The organism is Hydrocarboniphaga sp. (genome assembly GCF_965279055.1).
GTDB lineage: Bacteria > Pseudomonadota > Gammaproteobacteria > Nevskiales > Nevskiaceae > Hydrocarboniphaga.
Genome location: NZ_OZ257125.1, coordinates 3,449,793 through 3,467,513, shown reverse-complemented (window position 1 = coordinate 3,467,513; position 17,721 = coordinate 3,449,793). Strand labels below are relative to the sequence as shown.

At 66.1% G+C, this 17,721-nt stretch carries 16 protein-coding genes, 1 other RNA gene and 1 pseudogene; 16 read left to right on the top strand and 2 right to left on the bottom strand.

Features of this window, described 5'->3' with window-relative positions; all coding sequences use genetic code 11:
- Positions 1-10: 10 nt before the first annotated feature.
- From ACQZF9_RS15645 to ACQZF9_RS15615, 7 genes and pseudogenes are all read left to right on the top strand, one after another.
- Positions 11-924, top strand: a pseudogene (locus ACQZF9_RS15645) (IS3 family transposase); the annotation flags it as partial.
- 266 nt (positions 925-1,190) lie between these two features.
- A complete protein-coding gene (locus ACQZF9_RS15640) occupies positions 1,191-1,637 on the top strand; it encodes a hypothetical protein (protein WP_428309891.1) in 447 nt (148 codons plus the stop codon).
- Positions 1,638-2,088: 451 nt separating this feature from the next.
- Entirely contained in the window at positions 2,089-2,685 is a 597-nt protein-coding gene (gene petA, locus ACQZF9_RS15635) for a ubiquinol-cytochrome c reductase iron-sulfur subunit (protein WP_428309890.1), read from the top strand.
- A 16-nt stretch (positions 2,686-2,701) separates the two neighbouring features.
- Positions 2,702-3,955, top strand: coding sequence for a cytochrome b (locus ACQZF9_RS15630; protein WP_428309889.1), 1,254 nt, complete (start codon positions 2,702-2,704; stop codon positions 3,953-3,955).
- Positions 3,955-4,710, top strand: coding sequence for a cytochrome c1 (locus tag ACQZF9_RS15625; protein WP_428309888.1), 756 nt, complete (start codon positions 3,955-3,957; stop codon positions 4,708-4,710). The genes ACQZF9_RS15630 and ACQZF9_RS15625 overlap by 1 nt, the downstream gene beginning before the upstream one ends.
- 126 nt (positions 4,711-4,836) lie before the next feature.
- Positions 4,837-5,481, top strand: a complete 645-nt coding sequence (locus tag ACQZF9_RS15620; RefSeq protein WP_428309887.1) for a glutathione S-transferase N-terminal domain-containing protein — start codon at positions 4,837-4,839, stop codon at positions 5,479-5,481.
- A 49-nt stretch (positions 5,482-5,530) separates the two neighbouring features.
- Positions 5,531-5,959 (top strand): ClpXP protease specificity-enhancing factor, encoded by a 429-nt coding sequence (locus tag ACQZF9_RS15615; RefSeq protein WP_428309886.1) that lies wholly within the window; start codon positions 5,531-5,533, stop codon positions 5,957-5,959.
- A gap of 106 nt (positions 5,960-6,065) precedes the next feature.
- Here ACQZF9_RS15615 and ACQZF9_RS15610 read toward each other — a convergent pair whose 3' ends face one another.
- Positions 6,066-6,410, bottom strand: a complete 345-nt coding sequence (locus ACQZF9_RS15610) for a YraN family protein (RefSeq protein WP_428309885.1) — start codon at positions 6,408-6,410, stop codon at positions 6,066-6,068.
- Positions 6,411-6,416: 6 nt separating this feature from the next.
- Complete coding sequence (locus ACQZF9_RS15605; RefSeq protein WP_428309884.1) at positions 6,417-8,291, bottom strand: penicillin-binding protein activator; 1,875 nt, start codon at positions 8,289-8,291, stop codon at positions 6,417-6,419.
- 57 nt (positions 8,292-8,348) lie between these two features.
- Between ACQZF9_RS15605 and rsmI the strand changes: the two genes are divergently transcribed.
- From rsmI to mraY, 9 genes are all read left to right on the top strand, one after another.
- Positions 8,349-9,254: a 16S rRNA (cytidine(1402)-2'-O)-methyltransferase gene (gene rsmI / locus ACQZF9_RS15600; protein WP_428309883.1), complete on the top strand. Its 906-nt coding sequence runs from the start codon at positions 8,349-8,351 to the stop codon at positions 9,252-9,254.
- Between the two features lie 4 nt (positions 9,255-9,258).
- An RNA gene (gene rnpB, locus ACQZF9_RS15595) (RNase P RNA component class A) lies at positions 9,259-9,650 on the top strand.
- Positions 9,651-9,936: 286 nt separating this feature from the next.
- Positions 9,937-10,461, top strand: coding sequence for a division/cell wall cluster transcriptional repressor MraZ (locus ACQZF9_RS15590; RefSeq protein WP_428309882.1), 525 nt, complete (start codon positions 9,937-9,939; stop codon positions 10,459-10,461).
- A 99-nt stretch (positions 10,462-10,560) separates the two neighbouring features.
- Positions 10,561-11,445 (top strand): 16S rRNA (cytosine(1402)-N(4))-methyltransferase RsmH, encoded by an 885-nt coding sequence (gene rsmH, locus ACQZF9_RS15585; protein WP_428309881.1) that lies wholly within the window; start codon positions 10,561-10,563, stop codon positions 11,443-11,445.
- The gene (gene ftsL / locus ACQZF9_RS15580) at positions 11,442-11,789 is read left to right on the top strand and encodes a cell division protein FtsL (RefSeq protein WP_428309880.1); all 348 of its coding nucleotides are present in this window, start codon (positions 11,442-11,444) and stop codon (positions 11,787-11,789) included. The genes rsmH and ftsL overlap by 4 nt, the downstream gene beginning before the upstream one ends.
- A complete protein-coding gene (locus tag ACQZF9_RS15575; RefSeq protein WP_428309879.1) occupies positions 11,786-13,732 on the top strand; it encodes a peptidoglycan D,D-transpeptidase FtsI family protein in 1,947 nt (648 codons plus the stop codon). Before ftsL ends, ACQZF9_RS15575 begins: the two co-directional genes overlap by 4 nt.
- Positions 13,729-15,231, top strand: coding sequence for a UDP-N-acetylmuramoyl-L-alanyl-D-glutamate--2,6-diaminopimelate ligase (locus ACQZF9_RS15570; RefSeq protein WP_428309878.1), 1,503 nt, complete (start codon positions 13,729-13,731; stop codon positions 15,229-15,231). Before ACQZF9_RS15575 ends, ACQZF9_RS15570 begins: the two co-directional genes overlap by 4 nt.
- The gene (locus ACQZF9_RS15565) at positions 15,228-16,634 is read left to right on the top strand and encodes a UDP-N-acetylmuramoyl-tripeptide--D-alanyl-D-alanine ligase (RefSeq protein ID WP_428309877.1); all 1,407 of its coding nucleotides are present in this window, start codon (positions 15,228-15,230) and stop codon (positions 16,632-16,634) included. The genes ACQZF9_RS15570 and ACQZF9_RS15565 overlap by 4 nt, the downstream gene beginning before the upstream one ends.
- Entirely contained in the window at positions 16,634-17,719 is a 1,086-nt protein-coding gene (mraY, locus tag ACQZF9_RS15560; protein WP_428309876.1) for a phospho-N-acetylmuramoyl-pentapeptide-transferase, read from the top strand. Before ACQZF9_RS15565 ends, mraY begins: the two co-directional genes overlap by 1 nt.
- Positions 17,720-17,721: the final 2 nt, after the last annotated feature.

Sequence of the window (17,721 nt, the reverse complement as noted above, 5' to 3'; positions counted from 1 at the left end):
AAGATTACGGCTGCACGCCAAGATCGGCGAGCTGACGCTGGAGAACGATTTTTTAGAAGGCGCGCTCATCAAGGTGGGACTGCTGAGCGCAAAGCGATGATCGACCGCACCCACGAGCTGTCGTTGACGAAGCAGGCGCGTGCCGTGGGCATCAGCCGCGGCAGCGTGTACTACCTGCGCCGGCCCGTCAGCGCCGCCGATCTGGTCTTGATGCGTCGGATCGATGCGTTGCACCTCGAATGCCCGTTCGCCGGCGCCCGCATGCTGCGTGATCTACTGGCGTTGGTCGACATCAAGGTGGGCCGCAAGCACGTCGCCACGCTGATGCGGCGCATGGGCATCGAGGCGATCTACCGCAAACCCAACACCAGCCGACGCCATCCGAAGAACCCGATCTACCCGTATCTGCTGCGCAATCTGAAGATCGATCGGCCGAACCAGGTCTGGGCGATGGACATCACGTACATTCCGATGGCCAAGGGCTTCGTCTACCTCGCCGCCGTGATCGACTGGCATACGCGCCGCGTGCTGGCCTGGCGCGTGTCGGTCTCGATGGAGACGAGTTTCTGCATCGACGCCGTCGAAGACGCACTTCATCGCTACGGCAAGCCCGAGATCTTCAACACGGACCAGGGTAGCCAATTCACCAGCCTGGCCTTCACCGATCTGCTCAAGCAGAACGGCATCGCGATCAGCATGGACGGTCGTGGCTGCTGGCGAGACAACGTCTTCGTCGAGCGGCTGTGGAAGTCAGTCAAGTACGAGGAGGTCTATCTGCACGCCTACGACTCGGTGTCGCACGCCAAGGCATCGCTCGGGCGCTACCTCGGCTTCTATAACGCCCGGCGCCCTCACAGCAGCCTTGATCGCAAGACACCGGATCAGGTCTACTTCGCAGCACTGCCATTGGCCATGGCAGCTTAAACCCACGCAGAGAATCCACTTATAAGTTCAGGCCCGTTGTACAGACGATCGGGGCCAGCTCTCTAGCAAGGCCGTTCCTAAACTCTCCTCTCACGATTGGAGAAATCAGGGCGGCAGGAAAAGGAATTGCCGATCCAGGCGGAGTTGCTGGAGCCCTTCGCTGGGACGTACCCGGTGCTTTCCGCGGAACCCAAGGCACATGGGAACTGGTGATGAAGGATGATTTGATCCTGCATTTCAATTTCGTTGGGAAGTGAGATCGATAGATGCTGAGGCGTTTTGATGGAAAGCCGCTCTCGGGACGACTTGTCTATCGTCGTTCCGAGCGCAGCTTTGATGTGGAGCCGCAACCAGAGCGAGGAGTTACATCGTTGCTTGTGAATGATGTGCAGATTGAGATCGACGAAGACGGGCGTCTGATCTATGTGTGGGGACTCTGTCCGCATGAATCATGGACCGCTGTAAGGCTCGATCCTCCCACGGCGAAGCCTGGACGATTACAGTATGTCGGTGGGGAAGTGGTGCCCGGAGTATCGAAGCGCCTGAATGCTGACAAGCGCTGGGCTGTCGGTCACGACACATCATCTCAGTGGCTGTGTATCGGCGACCAAACAGTGCATGGCGAAGTGATTGCATTCGCACCAGGTGCAGTTGCCGTGCTGAGAGAAGGCAAGCTCGGCGCGCTTTGGTTGCATCCGGATGCACGAGCGTGAGCGTCTGACCGCCCGTCACGCGCCGGGCCGACGGCGGTGGACTTTGATGTTTTAGCCGCTTCGTTCGAGCGGCGTCTTCCCGGCTTGAGTAGCGGTTGCCTTTAAGAGTCCGGAGTTGATGGTAGCCGCCTTAATGAGGAGTGTTCTGGCGTAGGCGGCCGGCGTGAGCGCGGCGGACTGTCCGTGCAGGTCGACACGCTGCTGGCGCGGCTGCTGCGCGGCGCCGGCTGAGTCGTGCAGCGTCCCGGGCGTGGAACTTTTTCTGCGACCCCTGTGACGCGAGCCGCATCAGCCCCTTATAATCGTCAGGCTTCGGGGAGTTGCCCGCTAGCTGCAGGGGCCTGGATCGAGAGAGAACAGGCTCCGCGCGCCCGCCGCCACACTATTTCTACCGAACTCCAGATCTATGGAAAATGCTGCTGCTAGCCCGAAAGGCATGGGCCCCGAAGGCGTGAGCCCGGGTACTGAGGTGGACAAGGGCCGTCGCCGGTTCCTGACCCTCGCCACCACCGGTGTAGGCGCGGTCGGCGCCGGCTTCGTGGTCTGGCCGTTCCTGGCTTCGCTCAAGCCCAGCGAGCGCGCCAAGGCGCTCGGCGCCCCGGTCAAGGCCGACATCGCCGGCGTCGAGGACGGGCAGATGCTGACCCTGGCCTGGCGCGGCAAGCCGGTGTGGATCCTCAAGCGCACGCCGGAGATGGTCGCCAGCCTGGACAAGGTCAAGGGCGATCTCGCCGACCCGGATTCCACCGTCGACCAGCAGCCCGAGTACGCCAAGAACGCGACGCGTTCGGTCAAGCCGGGCGTCATGGTGCTGGTCGGCTCCTGCACCCATCTGGGCTGCTCGCCGACGTTCCGCCCGGATCATCCGGCGCCGGAAATCGTGCCGAACTGGCAGGGCGGCTATTACTGCCCCTGCCACGGCTCCAAGTTCGATCTCGCGGGCCGCGTCTACAAGGGCGTGCCGGCGCCGATCAACTTGAAGGTGCCTCCGTACCGCTTCGACGGCGACAACGTCGTCGTCATTGGCGAAGACCAGGCTGCGGCCTAAGGGAAGACCAGACAACATGGCCATCGTACCCAATCCCTACAAGACCACCGGCTTTCTCGGCTGGATCGACGACCGCTTTCCGCTGACCAAGCTGTATCGCGACCACCTGTCCGAATACTACGCACCGAAGAACTTCAACTTCTGGTACTACTTCGGCTCGCTGGCGCTGCTGGTGCTGGTCAACCAGCTGATCTCCGGCATCATCCTGGCGATGCACTACAAGCCGAGCGCCGCCGAGGCTTTCGGCAGCGTCGAATACATCATGCGCGACGTGCCCTGGGGCAACGTCATCCGCTACATGCATTCCACCGGCGCGTCGGCGTTCTTCATCGTCGTCTATCTGCACATGTACCGCGGCCTGATCTACGGCTCCTACAAGAAGCCGCGTGAACTGATCTGGGTGTTCGGTTGCCTGATCTTCCTGGTGCTGATGGCCGAGGGCTTCGCCGGCTACGTGCTGCCCTGGGGCCAGATGAGCTACTGGGGCGCGCAGGTGATCATCTCGCTGTTCGGCACGATCCCGTTCATCGGCCCGGACATCGTCACCTGGGTGCAGGGCGACTACATCCCCTCGGATGCCACGCTCAACCGCCTGTTCTCGCTGCACGTGGTGGCGCTGCCGTTCGTGCTGGTCGGCCTGGTGGTCGCGCACCTGATCGCGCTGCATGAAGTCGGCTCCAACAATCCCGATGGCGTCGAGATCAAGAAGCACAAGGATCCGCAGACGCATATCCCGCTCGACGGCATCGGCTTCCATCCGTACTACACGGTCAAGGATCTGGTCGGCGTCGCGGTGTTCCTGATCATCTTCGTCGGCGTGATCTGCTTCGCGCCGGACGGCGGCGGTTATCTGCTGGAGAAGCCGAACTTCCAGGAAGCCAACCCGCTGGTTACGCCGGAGCACATCACGCCGGCCTGGTACTTCGGCAGTTTCTACGCGATGTTGCGTGCGACGCCGTCGATGTTCGCCTCGGCGCTGCCGGGCGTGATCGTGATGTTCGGCGCGGTGCTGATCCTGTTCCTGCTGCCGTGGCTGGACCGCAACCCGGTCAAGTCGATCCGCTACAAGGGGCGTCTGACCAAGATCATGACGCTGATCTTCGCGATCGACTTCGTCATGCTGAACTACCTGGGCATGCAGCCGGTGAGCGATCTGTACACGCTGCTGTCGCGTATCGGCACGGTCTACTACTTCGGCTTCTTCTTCAGCCTGCTGTTCGTCCATAACTTCGAAACATCCAAGCCGGTTCCGGAAAGGGTGACGGGCTAATGCGCGCTCATAAACTCCTGCTCGCGATTGCGGGCCTGCTGATCTCGGATGCCGCGGTTGCCGCAAGCGGCCACGCGCTGCCGTACACCTATCAGCCGGACACCTCGAACATCGCCTCGATGCAGCGCGGCGCACGCGACTTCATGGCGTACTGCTCGGGCTGCCACTCGATGAAGTACCTGCGCTACAACCGCATCGGCAACGATCTGCAGATCCCCGAGGAGCTGCTCAAGAGCAGCCTGATGTTCACCTCGACCAAGGTCGGCGACCAGATCCACAGCGCGATGCCGGCGGAGGCGTCCAAGGTCTGGTTCGGCCAGACGCCGCCGGACCTGACGTTGGAAACCCGCGCGCGCGGCGCCTCCTGGGTCTACAGCTATCTGCGCACCTTCTATGTCGACACGACCCGTCCGGTCGGCGTCAACAACCTGGTGCTGCCGGGCGCGTCGATGCCGCACGTGCTGTGGGAGCTGCAGGGCTGGCAGGTCAAGGAAGCCGCGCATGAAGGCGGCGAAGCCGCCGAGCACGGCGAGGAGCATCACGGCGCGCCGCTGAAGCTGGTGCAGGCCGGCACGCTGTCGCCGGACGAGTACGAGAAGTTCGTCGGCGATATCGTCAACTTCATGAGCTACGCCGCCGAGCCGGGCAAGAGCATCCGCATGGGCGTCGGTCCCAAGGCGATGGTTTATCTGCTGCTGCTGCTGGTGCTGTGCTACCTGCTGAAGAAAGAGTTCTGGCGCGACATCAAGCACTGAGCGCTCGCGCGCTGAAACCGAACGCCGCCACGGTTTGTCCTGGCGGCGTTTTTTATTGGTTTCAGGATTTTATCTGCGCGTCGCTGGTCGACTTTTGACCACCGTAAGGCTTAGAGTCCAAGGCTTATGTCCCTGCGCGCCAAAACCAAGTACGTCCAGCCGACCAAGCCGGCGCCGAACGCCGGCATCACGCTGTATTGCAGCAGCGATGCGGTGACCTGCCTGTGGGTGCGCCTGGTGTTGGCGGAGAAGGACGTCGAGGGCGCGCGCTTCGAGCTGCAGCGTCCAGGGCGCATCAGCGAGGACCTGGCGCTGCTGAATCCTTCGCAGACCCTGCCGACGCTGGCCGATCGCGAAACCGTGATCTATCCGGCGCGGGTCATCGCCGAATATCTGGACGAGCGCTATCCGCACCCGCCGATGATGCCGTCCGAGCCCGCGCACCGCGCGCGCCTGCGCATGGCCCTGGACCGTATCGAGCAGGACTATTTCATGCAGCTCGCCCTGATCGAGACGGCGACGCCAGCCGCCGCACGCGCCGCGCGCAAGCGCCTCGCCGACATGATCGCGTCCAGCGCGCCGCTGTTCCCGGCGCGCGGCTGGTTTCTCGGCCTGGAGCATTCGATCGTGGACAGCGCCTGGACCGCGCTGTTCTGGCGCATCGCCGAGCTGAAACTCGAGCTGCCGCCCGCGGCCGACCCGGTGCGCCGCTATGCACAACGCGCGTTCGCTCGCACTTCGTTCCAGCGTGTGGTGCCGCCCAAGCGCTGAAGCGTCTACACTGATCCGCCGTTTCCGGCGTTTTTTTGCGTATTGCCCCATGCCGTCATCCCGTTCCCGCCGTCCTTACCTGATCCGCGCCATTTACGACTGGGCGACGGACAACGGCTACACGCCGCACCTGCTGGTGTCCGCCGACTACGAAGGCGTGGTGGTTCCGCGTGAATTCGTGCAGGAAGGCCGCATCACGCTGAACATCAGTGGCATGGCGGTACAGGCGCTGGACATGAGCAGCGACCCGATCTGGTTTTCCGCGCGCTTCTCCGGGCGCTCGTTCGACGTGCAGGTTCCCAGTGGTGCGGTGCTCGCGGTGTTCGCGCGCGAGAACGGCGAAGGCATCGTCTTCGGCGAGGTCGAGCCGCCGACGCCACCGGACGGCAAGCCCAAGAGCGACGGCGGCGGTGACGACGACGCGCCGAAGACCCCGCCGCGGCCGAGTGGTCGGCCGAATTTGCGGGTGGTGAAGTAGGCGAGGGCGGTTGCGGCTGATCGGCCTCGGTCGCGGATAGGATCCGCTCCTACATCAGCTCCTTTAGGAGCGGATCCTATCCGCGACTGCGAGACATAACGCGGCATCAGTCCCCGGCATCGAACGCCGCCCTGATCCACTCGATGTGGTTGTCCGCATCCAGCGTGACCACATCGAAGCGCGCCGCCAGCCTGGCCAGGTCGGCGCGCTGCGACAGCAGCCAGCGCGCGGCCAGCACGATCCGGGCGCGCTTGCGCGCATCCACCGATTCGGCAGCGCCACCGAAGCGCGCGCTGCTGCGCTTGCGCACTTCGACAAGGAGCAGCGAACCGGCGTCGCGCATCACCAGATCGATCTCGCCGCCGCGTGCGCGGTAGTTGCGCAGGACCAGTTGCAGGCCCTGCTTCTGCAGGTAGGCGAGGGCCAGATCCTCGGCGTCCGCGCCCTTCACTGTTCGTCAGGGCTGGGGCGGCGCCGGCGCCGGTGTCAGCGCCTGCGACAGCGCCGAATTCGGCGCCGCGCAGCTCAAGTTTCGGCCGACCTTGCCATCGGCGTCGACGCGCAGCCTGCCGCTGGCGCCGTCGATCAGCTGCTCGGTCTGCAGGCGGTGATCGTGCAGCAGTCCGGCCAGTCGCCAGGCGTCGCTGCCGAGCGCGACCAGGCGCGGATAGCTGCGCATCACGTCCGGAATTTGCGTGATCGCGGTGTTTCGCGATGCGATCCACGGGCCGCTGCTGTCGAGCATCCACGGCATGTCGCAGACGCGGATGCTCGGCCAGTCGATGCCGCGGCCTTCGTAAATCAGCGAGGTCGAGTAGATCGGCAGGCCGCCGGCTCGGAAGAAGCGCAGCTGCGGCAGGATCACGCGCGCATCCGAGGGCTTGGCGGCGAGGAACACGAAGTCGACATCGTCGCGGCGGCGGCCGTCGAACTCGGTGTCCTTGCCGAGCACCGCGGTCAGCGCCTTGTGGCGGCTCTCGCTGGCCTCGAGGCCGAGCAGGCGCTTGATCATTTTCGACGGATCGTTGGTGCCGGATTCGAACACGTCGTTGCCGGTGAGCTGGCCGCCGAGTTCGCGCAGCCGATCGCTGAAGGCGGCGAACACGCGCCGGCCCCAGTCGCTGCTCGGCACCAGCGCGACCGCGCGGCGCAGGTTCTGCGCGACGGCCTGCTCGGCGGCGGCGCGCGCCTCGTCTTCGGGCGCCAGGCCGAACTGCAGGAAATTCGCCGGCGCCACGGATTTTTCGTCGAGCGCGTTCAACGCGATCATCGGCACCTGCGGCTGGCCCATGCGCGCGATCGCGCCGACGGCTTCGCGCTGCAGCGGGCCGACGATCACCGCGGCGCCTTCGCTGAGCGCGTTCTGATAGGCCACCAGCGCCTGATCCGGGCTGGCGCCGGAATCGTAGACGCGCACTTCATTGGCTGCCGCTCCGGCCGCCTGCAGGAAGCCGGCGCGCACCGCTTCGCCGGTGGCAGCGAACGGGCCGGTCAGCGGCAGCAGCAGCGCGTAGCCGCGGCCGCTGCCGCTGGTGACGAAAGGCGCCGACGCGGTGGCGATCACCACAGCCGGAGCCGCGCCTGGCGCGATCGGCGCGGCGGCGACCGCGGCCGGCTGCGGCGATATCGCCGAGGGCATCGCCAGCGCGCTGCCACGCGGCGCGGTCGACTGCGCGCGCGCCAGCGCGGCTTCGCGCCCGATCGCCGGATGTTTGGGATAGTGCGCGGCCCAGCTGTCGTAGCGCGCGGCGGCGCCGAGCTGGCGCTGCCAGGCCAGCTCCAGCCAGCCGCGCGTGATCTCGTCCTGCACCGCGATGCGCGGCACGTCGTCGTTGGACAGCGGCGTGCGCTGCAGGCCCTGCCAGATCAGCTCGCGATTGTCGGCGAGAGCCTCGCCGTCACCTTGCAGATAGCGCTCGCGCAGCACCAGCGAGCGCGTCGCCGCGACCGGATCGCCGAGCTGGAACAGCGCGCGCGCGCGCAGATCCTCGATGCGCTCGGCGTACAGCGGCACGTGATCCGAGCCGCTGGGCAGCGCCTGCAAGGCCGCCATCGGCAGGTTGCGCTTCAGTGAAATCGACGAACGCAGGATCTGCGCGCGCGCGATCTGCGGCAGCGCCAGCGACGACGGCGGCACCTGGCTGAGCAGGTTCTCTGCCTTGCGGTCGTCGCCGACATTCATCGCCGCCTCGGCGGCCGCGAGCGTCTGCTCGCCGCGTGGCGGCTCGGCGGCCTGGGCGCCGGCGCACAGGCAATACGCAAAAAAAAGAGCGACCCGGAAGCGAGGCTTCATCAGGGGCTTGAGCAGGGGCGGGTGGACACGCGTCGGCATCGTTAAAGTATGACATGGCGACCGGCTCGCCTTCCCCTGACCGCAGGCTGCAACTTTATGAGCGAGACCTTCCGCAGCGACGAGCATCAGGACGCACAGTCCGCGCTGGCCGGACATCTGTACGTGGTGGCGACGCCGATCGGCAATCTCGCCGACCTGTCGCCGCGCGGCCAGGCGATCCTGCGCAGCGTCGACCGCATCTGCGCCGAGGACACGCGCAACAGCGGCATGCTGCTGTCGCACTTCGGCATCAGCAAGCCGCTGTCCGCGCTGCACGAGCACAACGAGAGTGGCGCGGTCGCCGGGCTGGTCGAGCAGCTGCAGGCCGGGCGCAGCCTGGCGGTGATTTCCGACGCCGGTACGCCGCTGATCTCCGACCCCGGCTTCGTGCTGGTGCGTGCCGCGCGCGAAGCGGGCCTGCCGGTGATCACGATCCCGGGCCCCTGTGCGGCGATCGCCGCGCTGTCGGTTGCCGGCATCGCCAGCGATGCCTTCAGCTTCGTCGGCTTCCTGCCGTCCAAGGCCAGCCAGCGCCGCGAGCGCTTGCGCGAACTCGGCTCCACGCCGCATACGCTGATCGTCTACGAATCCAGCCACCGCATCGCTGACTGCCTCGACGACCTGGTCGCGGTGCTCGGCGCGCAGCGCCGGGTCTGCCTGGCGCGCGAGCTGACCAAGCGCTTCGAGCAGAGCGTGACCCTGCCGGCCGCCGACCTTGCCGCCTGGCTGGCGGCGGACAACAACCGCACGCGCGGCGAATTCGTGCTGGTCATCGAAGGCGCGCCGGCCGCCAGCGCTGGCCGCGCCGAACACGAGCGCCTGCTGCGCGTGCTGCTGAAGGAACTGTCGCCAAGCAAGGCGGCGCGAGTCGCGGCCGAACTCAGCGGTGGCCGCAAGAGCGAGCTGTATGCCTTGGCGATGCAGCTCGGCGGCGGCGATGACGAAGCCGGACGCGTAGAATAGTCACCGAGTCGGCCGAACAACCGCCGCTGTCGCAAGACGGGGGAGGAAAGTCCGGGCTCCGCAGGACAGAACGCCAGGTAACGCCTGGGAGGCGCGAGCCTACGGCCAGTGCAACAGAAAGCAAACCGCCGATGGCCCGTCGCAAGACGGGATCAGGTAAGGGTGAAACGGTGCGGTAAGAGCGCACCGCGAGTCCAGCAATGGACCGGCACGGTAAACCCCGTTCGGAGCAAGGCCAAATAGGGTGGGATGCGGCGAGCAATCGACCGCGACGCGTGGTCCGCGCGCTCACCGGGTAGGCTGCTGGAGCCCTGGAGTGATCCAGGGCCTAGAGGAATGGTTGTTGCGGGGCCGCGAGGCCCCAGACAGAACCCGGCTTACAGGCCGACTCGTTTTTATTCGTTATCACGGAGCGTCCCGCGCTCCGTTGTCCGGGTGCACCGGGGGCTGGTTCCCCTGAGTGGTGCCCAGGTCCCGGGTTGCACCCGGGCTACCGTCGTCTGCCAGTGCCCTGCGTTCGTCGGCGGACGATTCCCCCGCTCACTTTAAGAAAATCGCGTAAGTGGCTGTTTCTTCGCCATTATCTTGCTGAACGCTCCCTGAAGCTTAACTCCTTGTTTCATCACGTTTTTTGCTTGCGTGGTGGATTCCCGTGGCATATAGTGGTGCGTAGTGGGGCGAAGTGGGGCATGGAACGGATTCTGTGTTCCCTGCGGTTCGCCTTTTTGAACGGGTGAGCCGTCCACGGCTCAAAGTGAGTGCGCGGGTGTTCTCAGGCTGGTATGCCGTATCTCTGGACGACAAGGGCCGCATCGCGGTCCCGGCGTCGTTTCGGCATACGTTGGCCAAAAACGAGAGCGGCCCGCTTTACCTGACCCCGTTTTCGTATGACGACAAACCGCATCTGGAAGTCTTCCCGGCACCGGAATTCGCCAGGCTCGCCGAGCAGATCCAGGCGATCGAGGACACCGAGCAGGCCGAGTTGCTGAAGCAGGAAATTTTCGGCCGATCGGTGCAGGTGGAGCTGGACGGCTCCGGCCGCATCGTGTTGCCGCAGTGGCTGCGCGAAGAGGCCGGGCTGGCCAATGGACGTGTGGTGTTCGAAGGCCGCATCAGCCGTTTCGACATCTGGGACGAGGCGCGCTACCAGGCGCGTCGCCCCGAGCCTGATCGCCTGAAACAGGCGCTCAAGCTGATCAAGCGGTGATGTTCCTTGCGCCCCCTTTCTGCCAAAGCCGAGCGTCTGCGCGGCGCCGCTGCCCCGTTCCGTTCTGAAGACACCGTGACCGACACCCACCGCCCAGTGATGCTTGAAGAATCCCTGGCCGGCCTGTCGGTCGAAAGCACGCCGGACGCTGTTTACGTGGACGGTACGTTCGGCCGCGGCGGCCACAGCGCGGCGATACTCGAGGTGCTCGGCACCCAGGGTTTCCTGCACGCGCTGGACCAGGACCCGACCGCGATCGCCGCCGCGCAGCAGCGCTTCGGCGAGCGCGCGAACTTTCGCATCCATCACCGCAATTTCGGCGAGATCGGCGCGCTGCTGCGCGAGCTCGACCTCGTCGGCAAAATCAGCGGCATCCTGCTGGATCTGGGCGTTTCCTCGCCGCAGTTCGACGACGCCGAGCGCGGCTTTTCGTTCCTGCGCGACGGCCCGCTGGACATGCGCATGGACACCAGCTCCGGTGAGCCGGCATCAAGCTGGATCGCACGAGCCGACGTCGAAGAAATCGCCGACGTGCTGTACCAGTACGGCGAAGAGCGGCTGAGCCGGCGCATCGCGCGTCGCATCGTCGAGGCGCGGATGGAGGCGCCGATCACGCGTACCGTGCAGCTCGCCGGCATCATCTCGCGTGCGATGTCCGGGCCGCATCAAAAAATCCACCCCGCGACGCGCAGCTTTCAGGCGATCCGCATCTTCATCAATCGTGAACTCGACGTGCTGCCGCAGGCGCTGCAGTCGGCGGTGGAAGTGCTGGCGCCGGGCGGGCGGCTCGCGGTGATCAGCTTCCATTCGCTGGAAGACCGCATCGTCAAGCGCTTCATGCGCGACGCCAAGGTCACCGGCCCGGAAGATGCCGGCAAGCCCGAGCTGAAAACCATTTCGCGCGCCTTCCCCAGCGATGCCGAGTGCGCGATCAATCCGCGCGCGCGCAGCGCGGTGTTGCGCGTGGCGGAGCGCAAGGCATGAGCGCCGCCGCGAGAACCAAGCCGCGCATGCCGTCGCCGGTGTCGCGCGACAGCCTGGCAATCCCGCTACTGCTGGCGCTGCTCGCGATCCTGCTCGCGCTTGGCGTGGTTTACGTCAAGCATGAAAACCGCCTGCTGACCACCGAAGTCGAGCGCCTGCGCACCGAGCGCGACCGGCTCGACATGGAGTGGTCGCAGCTGCAGCTGGAAGAAGCCGCGCTGGCGCATCACGCGCGCATCGAAACCCTGGCGCGCGATCAGCTCGGCATGTCCGAACCGCGCGACTACGTCGTCGTCGAGCAGCCGAAGAGAGCGCTGCGCGATCCGGTCGGGGGCGCGCGATGAGAAGCACGCGCTCGCACGCGGCCGATCGCAGTGTGACGACGCCGGCAAAAGTGCAGGCCGTCTCGGCGTGGCGCCGCGCTCTGGTGCTCGGCTTGCTGAGCATCGGCGCGATCGCGGTGTTCGGCCGTGCGTTCCAGCTGCAGATCGTCGAGAACGATTTCCTGTCCAAGGAAGGCAGCAAGCGCCACGTGCGCACCGTCGTGCTCGAAGGCCATCGCGGCGCGATCCGCGATCGTCGCGGCGAGCCGCTGGCGCTGTCGGCGCCGGTGGATTCGGTGTGGACGGTGCCGGCCGAGCTGCTCGCCGCGCCCGAATACGTGCCGGCGATCGCTCAGGTGCTGGGCCTGAAGCCGCGCGATCTGCAGAAATACCTGCAGGATCGCAGCAGCAAGCAGTTCGTCTATCTGCAGCGGCAGATGAACCCCGACGACGCCAAGCGGGTCATGGCGATGAAAGCGCCGGGCGTGTTTTCGCAGCGCGAATATCGCCGCTATTACCCGGCCGGCGAAGTCGCCGGCCAGCTGGTCGGCTTCACCAACATGGACGGCCGCGGCCAGGAAGGCATGGAGGCGGCGCGCGACACCTTGCTGACCGGCATCGCCGGATCGCGCCGCGTGATTCGTGATGCGCGCGGCCGCATCGTCGAAGACACCGAGGATCAGAAGCCGGCGCAGCCCGGCCAGGATCTGAACCTGACCATCGATCTGCGCCTGCAATATCTGGCCTACCGCGAGCTGAAAAACGCGGTCGCCAAGTTCAAGGCCAAGGGCGGCCTCGTCGTCGTCGCCGACGCGCAGAGCGGCGAGATCCTGGCGATGGCCAGCCAGCCGGGTTTCAACCCGAACAATCCGGATGAACGCAAGCCCGGCGCGGTGCGCAATCGCGCGATCATCGACACCTTCGAGCCCGGCTCGACGGTCAAGCCGCTGCTGATCGCGCAGGCGCTGGAAATGGGCGCGGTCACGCCGAGTTCGCACTACGACACCGGCCCGGGCTGGTGGAAAGTCGGCGCGCTGACGGTGCGTGACACGCATCCGCACGGCGACATGGATCTGGGCATGATCCTGACCAAGTCGTCCAATGTCGGTGCCGCCAAAATCGGCCTGCAGATCGGGCCGGAAGCGGTGTGGTCGGGCTACTCCAAGTTCGGTTTCGGCGAAGCCGTGCATTCCGGTTTTCCGGGCGAAGCCTCGTCGACGCTGCGCAACTGGAACGAGTGGGGCCAGATCGCGACCGCGACCGCGTCCTACGGCTACGGCCTGTCGCTGACCGCGCTGCATCTGGTGCGCGCGTACACGGGCCTGGCGAACGATGGCCTGATGTCGCAGCTGCATCTGGTCAACGACAGCGCGCCGCAGCCGCCGCAGCGCACCGTGTCCGCCGCGACCGCGCAGCAAGTGCGGCGCCTGATGCAGGGCGTGGTGTCGAAGGAAGGCACCGCGATCCGCGCCGCGATTCCGGGCTATCGCATCGCCGGCAAGACCGGCACCGCGCACAAGGTCGCCGACACCGGCGGCTATGCGGCGGACAAGTATCAGTCGCTGTTCATCGGCATGGTGCCGGCGGAACACCCGCGCCTAGTCGGCCTGGTGCTGATCGACGAGCCGCATGCGGACGAAGGCTATTACGGCGGCGTCGTCGCCGCGCCGGTGTTTTCGACGGTGATGCAGGGCGGCTTGCGCTTGCTGCAGATCGCGCCGGACGAGCCCGGCCCGCTGATGCCGCAGCTGCCGCTGTCGCCGGTGCCGGTGGTACCGGCGACGCAGCCGACGAACACCGTTGCCTCGCTGCAACAACCCCTCTCCCCCCGGGAGAGGGGCAGGGGTGAGGGTGTTGCCGATAGCGCGGACTCCAAGGCTCTCATCCGTCCCTTCGGGACACCTTCTCCCGGAGGGAGAAGGGAAAACGCGAAAGCCGTGATTCGCGTCGGAGCCGCGCCGTGAGCGCGCGCCGCGTCTCCATGGCGCGCCTGTTCGCCGGCCTCGGCGCGGCGGCGCCCGATATCGAAATCACCGGCCTGGCGCTGGATTCGCGCCGCGTCGCGATCGGCGATCTGTTCCTGGCGGCGCGCGGCAGCGCCGCGCATGGCCTCACACATATCGAGCAGGCGATCGAGCGCGGCGCCGCTGCGGTTGCATGGGAGCCGGCGCCGGGCGTCAGCGCGCCGCATTGCGACATTCCGGAATTCGCAGCGCCGCATCTGCAGCAGAACATCGGTGTCGTCGCTTCGCGTTTCTACGGTGAGCCGTCGAAGAAAGCTTTCGTGTTCGGTGTCACCGGCACCGATGGCAAGACGTCGACCGCGCACCTGGTCGCGCAGGCCTTCGAGCAGATTGCGCGGCCCTGCGCCTACCTGGGCACGATCGGCTACGGCCGCATCAATGCGCTGACCGACGCCAGCCACACCACGCCCGATCCGGTGTCGCTGCAGGCCTGGCTGGCGAGCAGCGTCGAGCAAGGCTGCACCGCGGTGTCGATGGAAGTGTCCTCGCATGCGCTGGATCAGAATCGCGTCGGCGGGGTCGAATTCAATGCGGTCGCGCTGACCAATGTGCAGCGCGACCACCTGGACTATCACGGCACGCAGGAACGCTACGCCGCGGCCAAACGCCGGCTGTTCGAAGTCGACGACGGCCGTGCGCTGATCCTGAATCGCGACGACGGCTTCGGCCTGCAGTGGATCGCCGAACTGAGTGTCGGCGATGCGCGTTCGCGTGTGATCACTTACGGACTCGACGGCGAGGCCGCGACCACGCCGCGCTGGGTCATTGGCCGCGATCTGCGTCTGCATGGCGCCGGCCTGTCGATGAGGCTGGACACGCATGCCGGCAGCGCGCAGCTCGACGCCAGGCTGCTCGGCCGCTTCAACGCCTACAACCTGATGGCCGCGGCTGCGGTGTTGTTGTCGGCCGATGTTTCGCTCAGCGACACGATCGCGGCACTGGCGCAGACACATACCGTGCCCGGCCGCATCGAAGGCTTTCGCGGCAGCAAGGCGGCGCCGCTGGTGGTGGTCGATTACGCGCATACGCCGCAGGCGCTGGAGCAGATCCTGAAAGCGCTGCGCGCGCATACCGCCGGCAAGCTGTGGTGCGTGTTCGGCTGTGGTGGCGATCGCGATCGCGGCAAGCGGCCGCTGATGGGCGCGGCCGCCGCGGCGCAGGCCGACGTACTGGTCGTCACCGACGACAACCCGCGCAGCGAATCGCCGGAGGCGATCACCGATGAAATCCGTGTGGGCATTCCGGCGCAGATCCGCTATCGCGTGATTCACGATCGCGCGGAAGCGATCCGCACCGCGATTGCCGAAGCGGGCGCAGACGACGTCGTCGTGATCGCCGGCAAGGGCCACGAGGATTATCAGATCGTCGGCAACGAGCGTCGTTCGTTCTCGGATCGTGCCTTCGTCGCCGAACTAGTCGGCGATCGGGTGCGCGCATGAGCGGGTCTTCCATGGAACGGCTGTCGCGAGCAGCGCAGCGCATCGGCGCCGAGTTCGTCGGCGTCGACGCGAGCTTCGATCGCGTGATAAGCGACACGCGGCAGTTGCAGCGCGGCGACCTGTTCGTCGCCTTGGTCGGCGATCGCTTCGACGGCCACGATTTCCTGCGCCGCGCCGCCAGCCTCGGCGCCGCCGGTGCGCTGGTGTCGCAGCGCGTCGATGCCGATCTGCCGCAGATCGTCGTGCCCGATACGCTGCGCGGCCTGCAGGATTACGCCTGCGCCTGGCGCAGCACGTTCAAGGCGCCGGTGATCGGCGTCACCGGCAGCAACGGCAAGACCACGACCAAGCAGTTGCTCGCCGCGCTGTGCGCCGCGCGCGGCCCGGTGCTGGCCACGATCGGCAATTTGAACAATCACATCGGCGTGCCGCTGACCCTGGCGCGGCTGCGCGCCGAGCACCGCACCGCGGTGATCGAGATGGGCGCCAACCATCCGCACGAGATCGCGCAACTGTCATCGCTGGCGCGGCCGGACATCGGTGTCGTCACCCAGGCCGGCGACGCGCACCTGGAAGGCTTCGGCTCGCGTGAAGGCGTCGCGCGCAGCAAGGGCGAGCTGTTCACCGCGCTCGGCGCGCGCGGTACCGCGGTGATCAATGCCGACGATGCCTACGCGGCGCTGTGGCGTGATCTGGCGGGCTCGGCGCGCAAGCTGATGTTCGGCTTCGCCGCGGGCGCCGATGTGCGTGCCGAAAATTTTCAGGTGATGGCCTTTGCCGACGGTCGCAACGGCTCGCGCTTCACCTTGATCACGCCCAGCGGCCGTGCCGAAGTCGAGCTGCCGCTGCCGGGTCGTCACAACATCGCCAACGCGCTCGCGGCCGCCGCCTGCGGCGTCGCGCTGGACATGGATGCGGCGAGCATCGCCGCCGGCCTTGGGCAAGTGCAGGGCGCGGCCGGCCGTGTCGGCTGGAAGACCACGCTGCAGGGCGCGCGGTTGATCGACGACAGCTACAACGCCAATCCGACTTCGCTGCGCGCCGGTCTGGAACTGCTGGCGACGCAGAAGGGCCGGCGCTGGGCGGTACTCGGCGGCATGGCCGAACTCGGCGCGGCGACGCCGCAGCTGCATGAGGAAGCTGGCCGCGCCGCGAAGCAACTCGGCATCGATCGGCTCTACGCGCAGGGCGCTCTGGCGCCGCATTACGCGGCCGGCTTCGGCGGCGACGCAAAAATTTTCAGCGACACCGCAGCGCTGATCGCCGCGCTCGAACAGGACTTACAACAAGAACCGGCAGCCGATATCACGCTGTTGGTCAAGGGATCGCGCTCGGCGCGGATGGATGCCGTGGTCCACGCGCTGGTCGGCGCGGACACGGCGCAAAACGGGGACTCACACTAATGCTCTACCACCTGGCCGAATTTCTGAAGCCGCATATCAGCGGTTTCAACGTGTTCGGCTACCTGACCGTGCGCGCAATCATGGGCGTGCTGACCGCGCTGATCTTCTCGTTCGTGTTCGGGCCGCTGATGATCCGCAAGCTGCACGACTTCAAGTTCGGTCAGGTGATTCGCGAGGTCGGGCCGAAGTCGCACATGGCCAAGACCGGTACGCCGACGATGGGCGGCGTGCTGATACTCGCCGCGATCAGCATCGCCACCTTGTTGTGGGCCGATTTGAGCAATCGCTTCGTCTGGTTCGCGCTGCTGGTGACGATGGCCTTCGGCCTGGTCGGTTTCGCCGACGACTACATCAAGATCAAGCATCGCCGTAACCTGGGGCTGACGGCGCGGCAGAAATATTTCTGGCTGTCGCTGGCCGGCTTCGGCACTTCGCTGGCGATCTATCTGACCGCCAAGAGCGCGACCGAAACCACGCTGATCCTGCCGTTCATCAAGGACGTGACGATTCCGCTGGGCGCGTTCTTCGTGCTCTGGGGGTATCTGGTGATCGTCGGCACCAGCAACGCGGTGAACCTGACCGACGGCCTCGACGGCCTGGCGATCATGCCCTGCGTGCTGGTGGCGTCGGCGCTGGCGATTTTTGCCTACTCCACCGGCAACGTGAAGTTCGCCAACTACCTTGGCATTCCGTATATCGCCGGTGTCGGCGAACTGGCGATTTTCTGCACCGCGATCGGCGGCGCCGGCCTTGGCTTTCTGTGGTTCAACGCCTATCCGGCGCAGGTCTTCATGGGCGACGTCGGCGCGCTCGCGCTCGGTGCCGCGCTCGGCGTGGTCGCGCTGCTGGTGCGCCAGGAACTGGTGCTGGTGATCATGGGCGGCGTGTTCGTTGCCGAGACTTTGTCGGTGATGCTGCAGGTCGGCTACTTCAAGTATTCCGGCGGCAAACGCATCTTCCGCATGGCGCCGCTGCATCACCACTACGAACTCAAGGGCTGGCCGGAGCCGAAGATCATCGTGCGCTTCTGGATCATCACTCTGATCCTGGTGCTGATCGGCCTGTCGACCCTGAAGATCCGCTAAAT

What these genes read in the sequence shown, in the direction of transcription:
- ACQZF9_RS15640 (WP_428309891.1), top strand. Translation starts at nt 1,191, where the DNA reads ATGCTGAGGCGTTTTGATGGAAAGCCGCTCTCGGGACGACTTGTCTAT.
- ACQZF9_RS15620 (WP_428309887.1), top strand. Translation starts at nt 4,837, where the DNA reads ATGTCCCTGCGCGCCAAAACCAAGTACGTCCAGCCGACCAAGCCGGCG.
- ACQZF9_RS15565 (WP_428309877.1), top strand. Translation starts at nt 15,228, where the DNA reads ATGAGCGGGTCTTCCATGGAACGGCTGTCGCGAGCAGCGCAGCGCATC.
- ACQZF9_RS15615 (WP_428309886.1), top strand. Translation starts at nt 5,531, where the DNA reads ATGCCGTCATCCCGTTCCCGCCGTCCTTACCTGATCCGCGCCATTTAC.
- rsmI (WP_428309883.1), top strand. Translation starts at nt 8,349, where the DNA reads ATGAGCGAGACCTTCCGCAGCGACGAGCATCAGGACGCACAGTCCGCG.
- ACQZF9_RS15625 (WP_428309888.1), top strand. Translation starts at nt 3,955, where the DNA reads ATGCGCGCTCATAAACTCCTGCTCGCGATTGCGGGCCTGCTGATCTCG.
- rsmH (WP_428309881.1), top strand. Translation starts at nt 10,561, where the DNA reads ATGCTTGAAGAATCCCTGGCCGGCCTGTCGGTCGAAAGCACGCCGGAC.
- mraY (WP_428309876.1), top strand. Translation starts at nt 16,634, where the DNA reads ATGCTCTACCACCTGGCCGAATTTCTGAAGCCGCATATCAGCGGTTTC.
- ACQZF9_RS15630 (WP_428309889.1), top strand. Translation starts at nt 2,702, where the DNA reads ATGGCCATCGTACCCAATCCCTACAAGACCACCGGCTTTCTCGGCTGG.
- ftsL (WP_428309880.1), top strand. Translation starts at nt 11,442, where the DNA reads ATGAGCGCCGCCGCGAGAACCAAGCCGCGCATGCCGTCGCCGGTGTCG.
- ACQZF9_RS15575 (WP_428309879.1), top strand. Translation starts at nt 11,786, where the DNA reads ATGAGAAGCACGCGCTCGCACGCGGCCGATCGCAGTGTGACGACGCCG.
- ACQZF9_RS15605 (WP_428309884.1), bottom strand. Translation starts at nt 8,291, where the DNA reads ATGCCGACGCGTGTCCACCCGCCCCTGCTCAAGCCCCTGATGAAGCCT.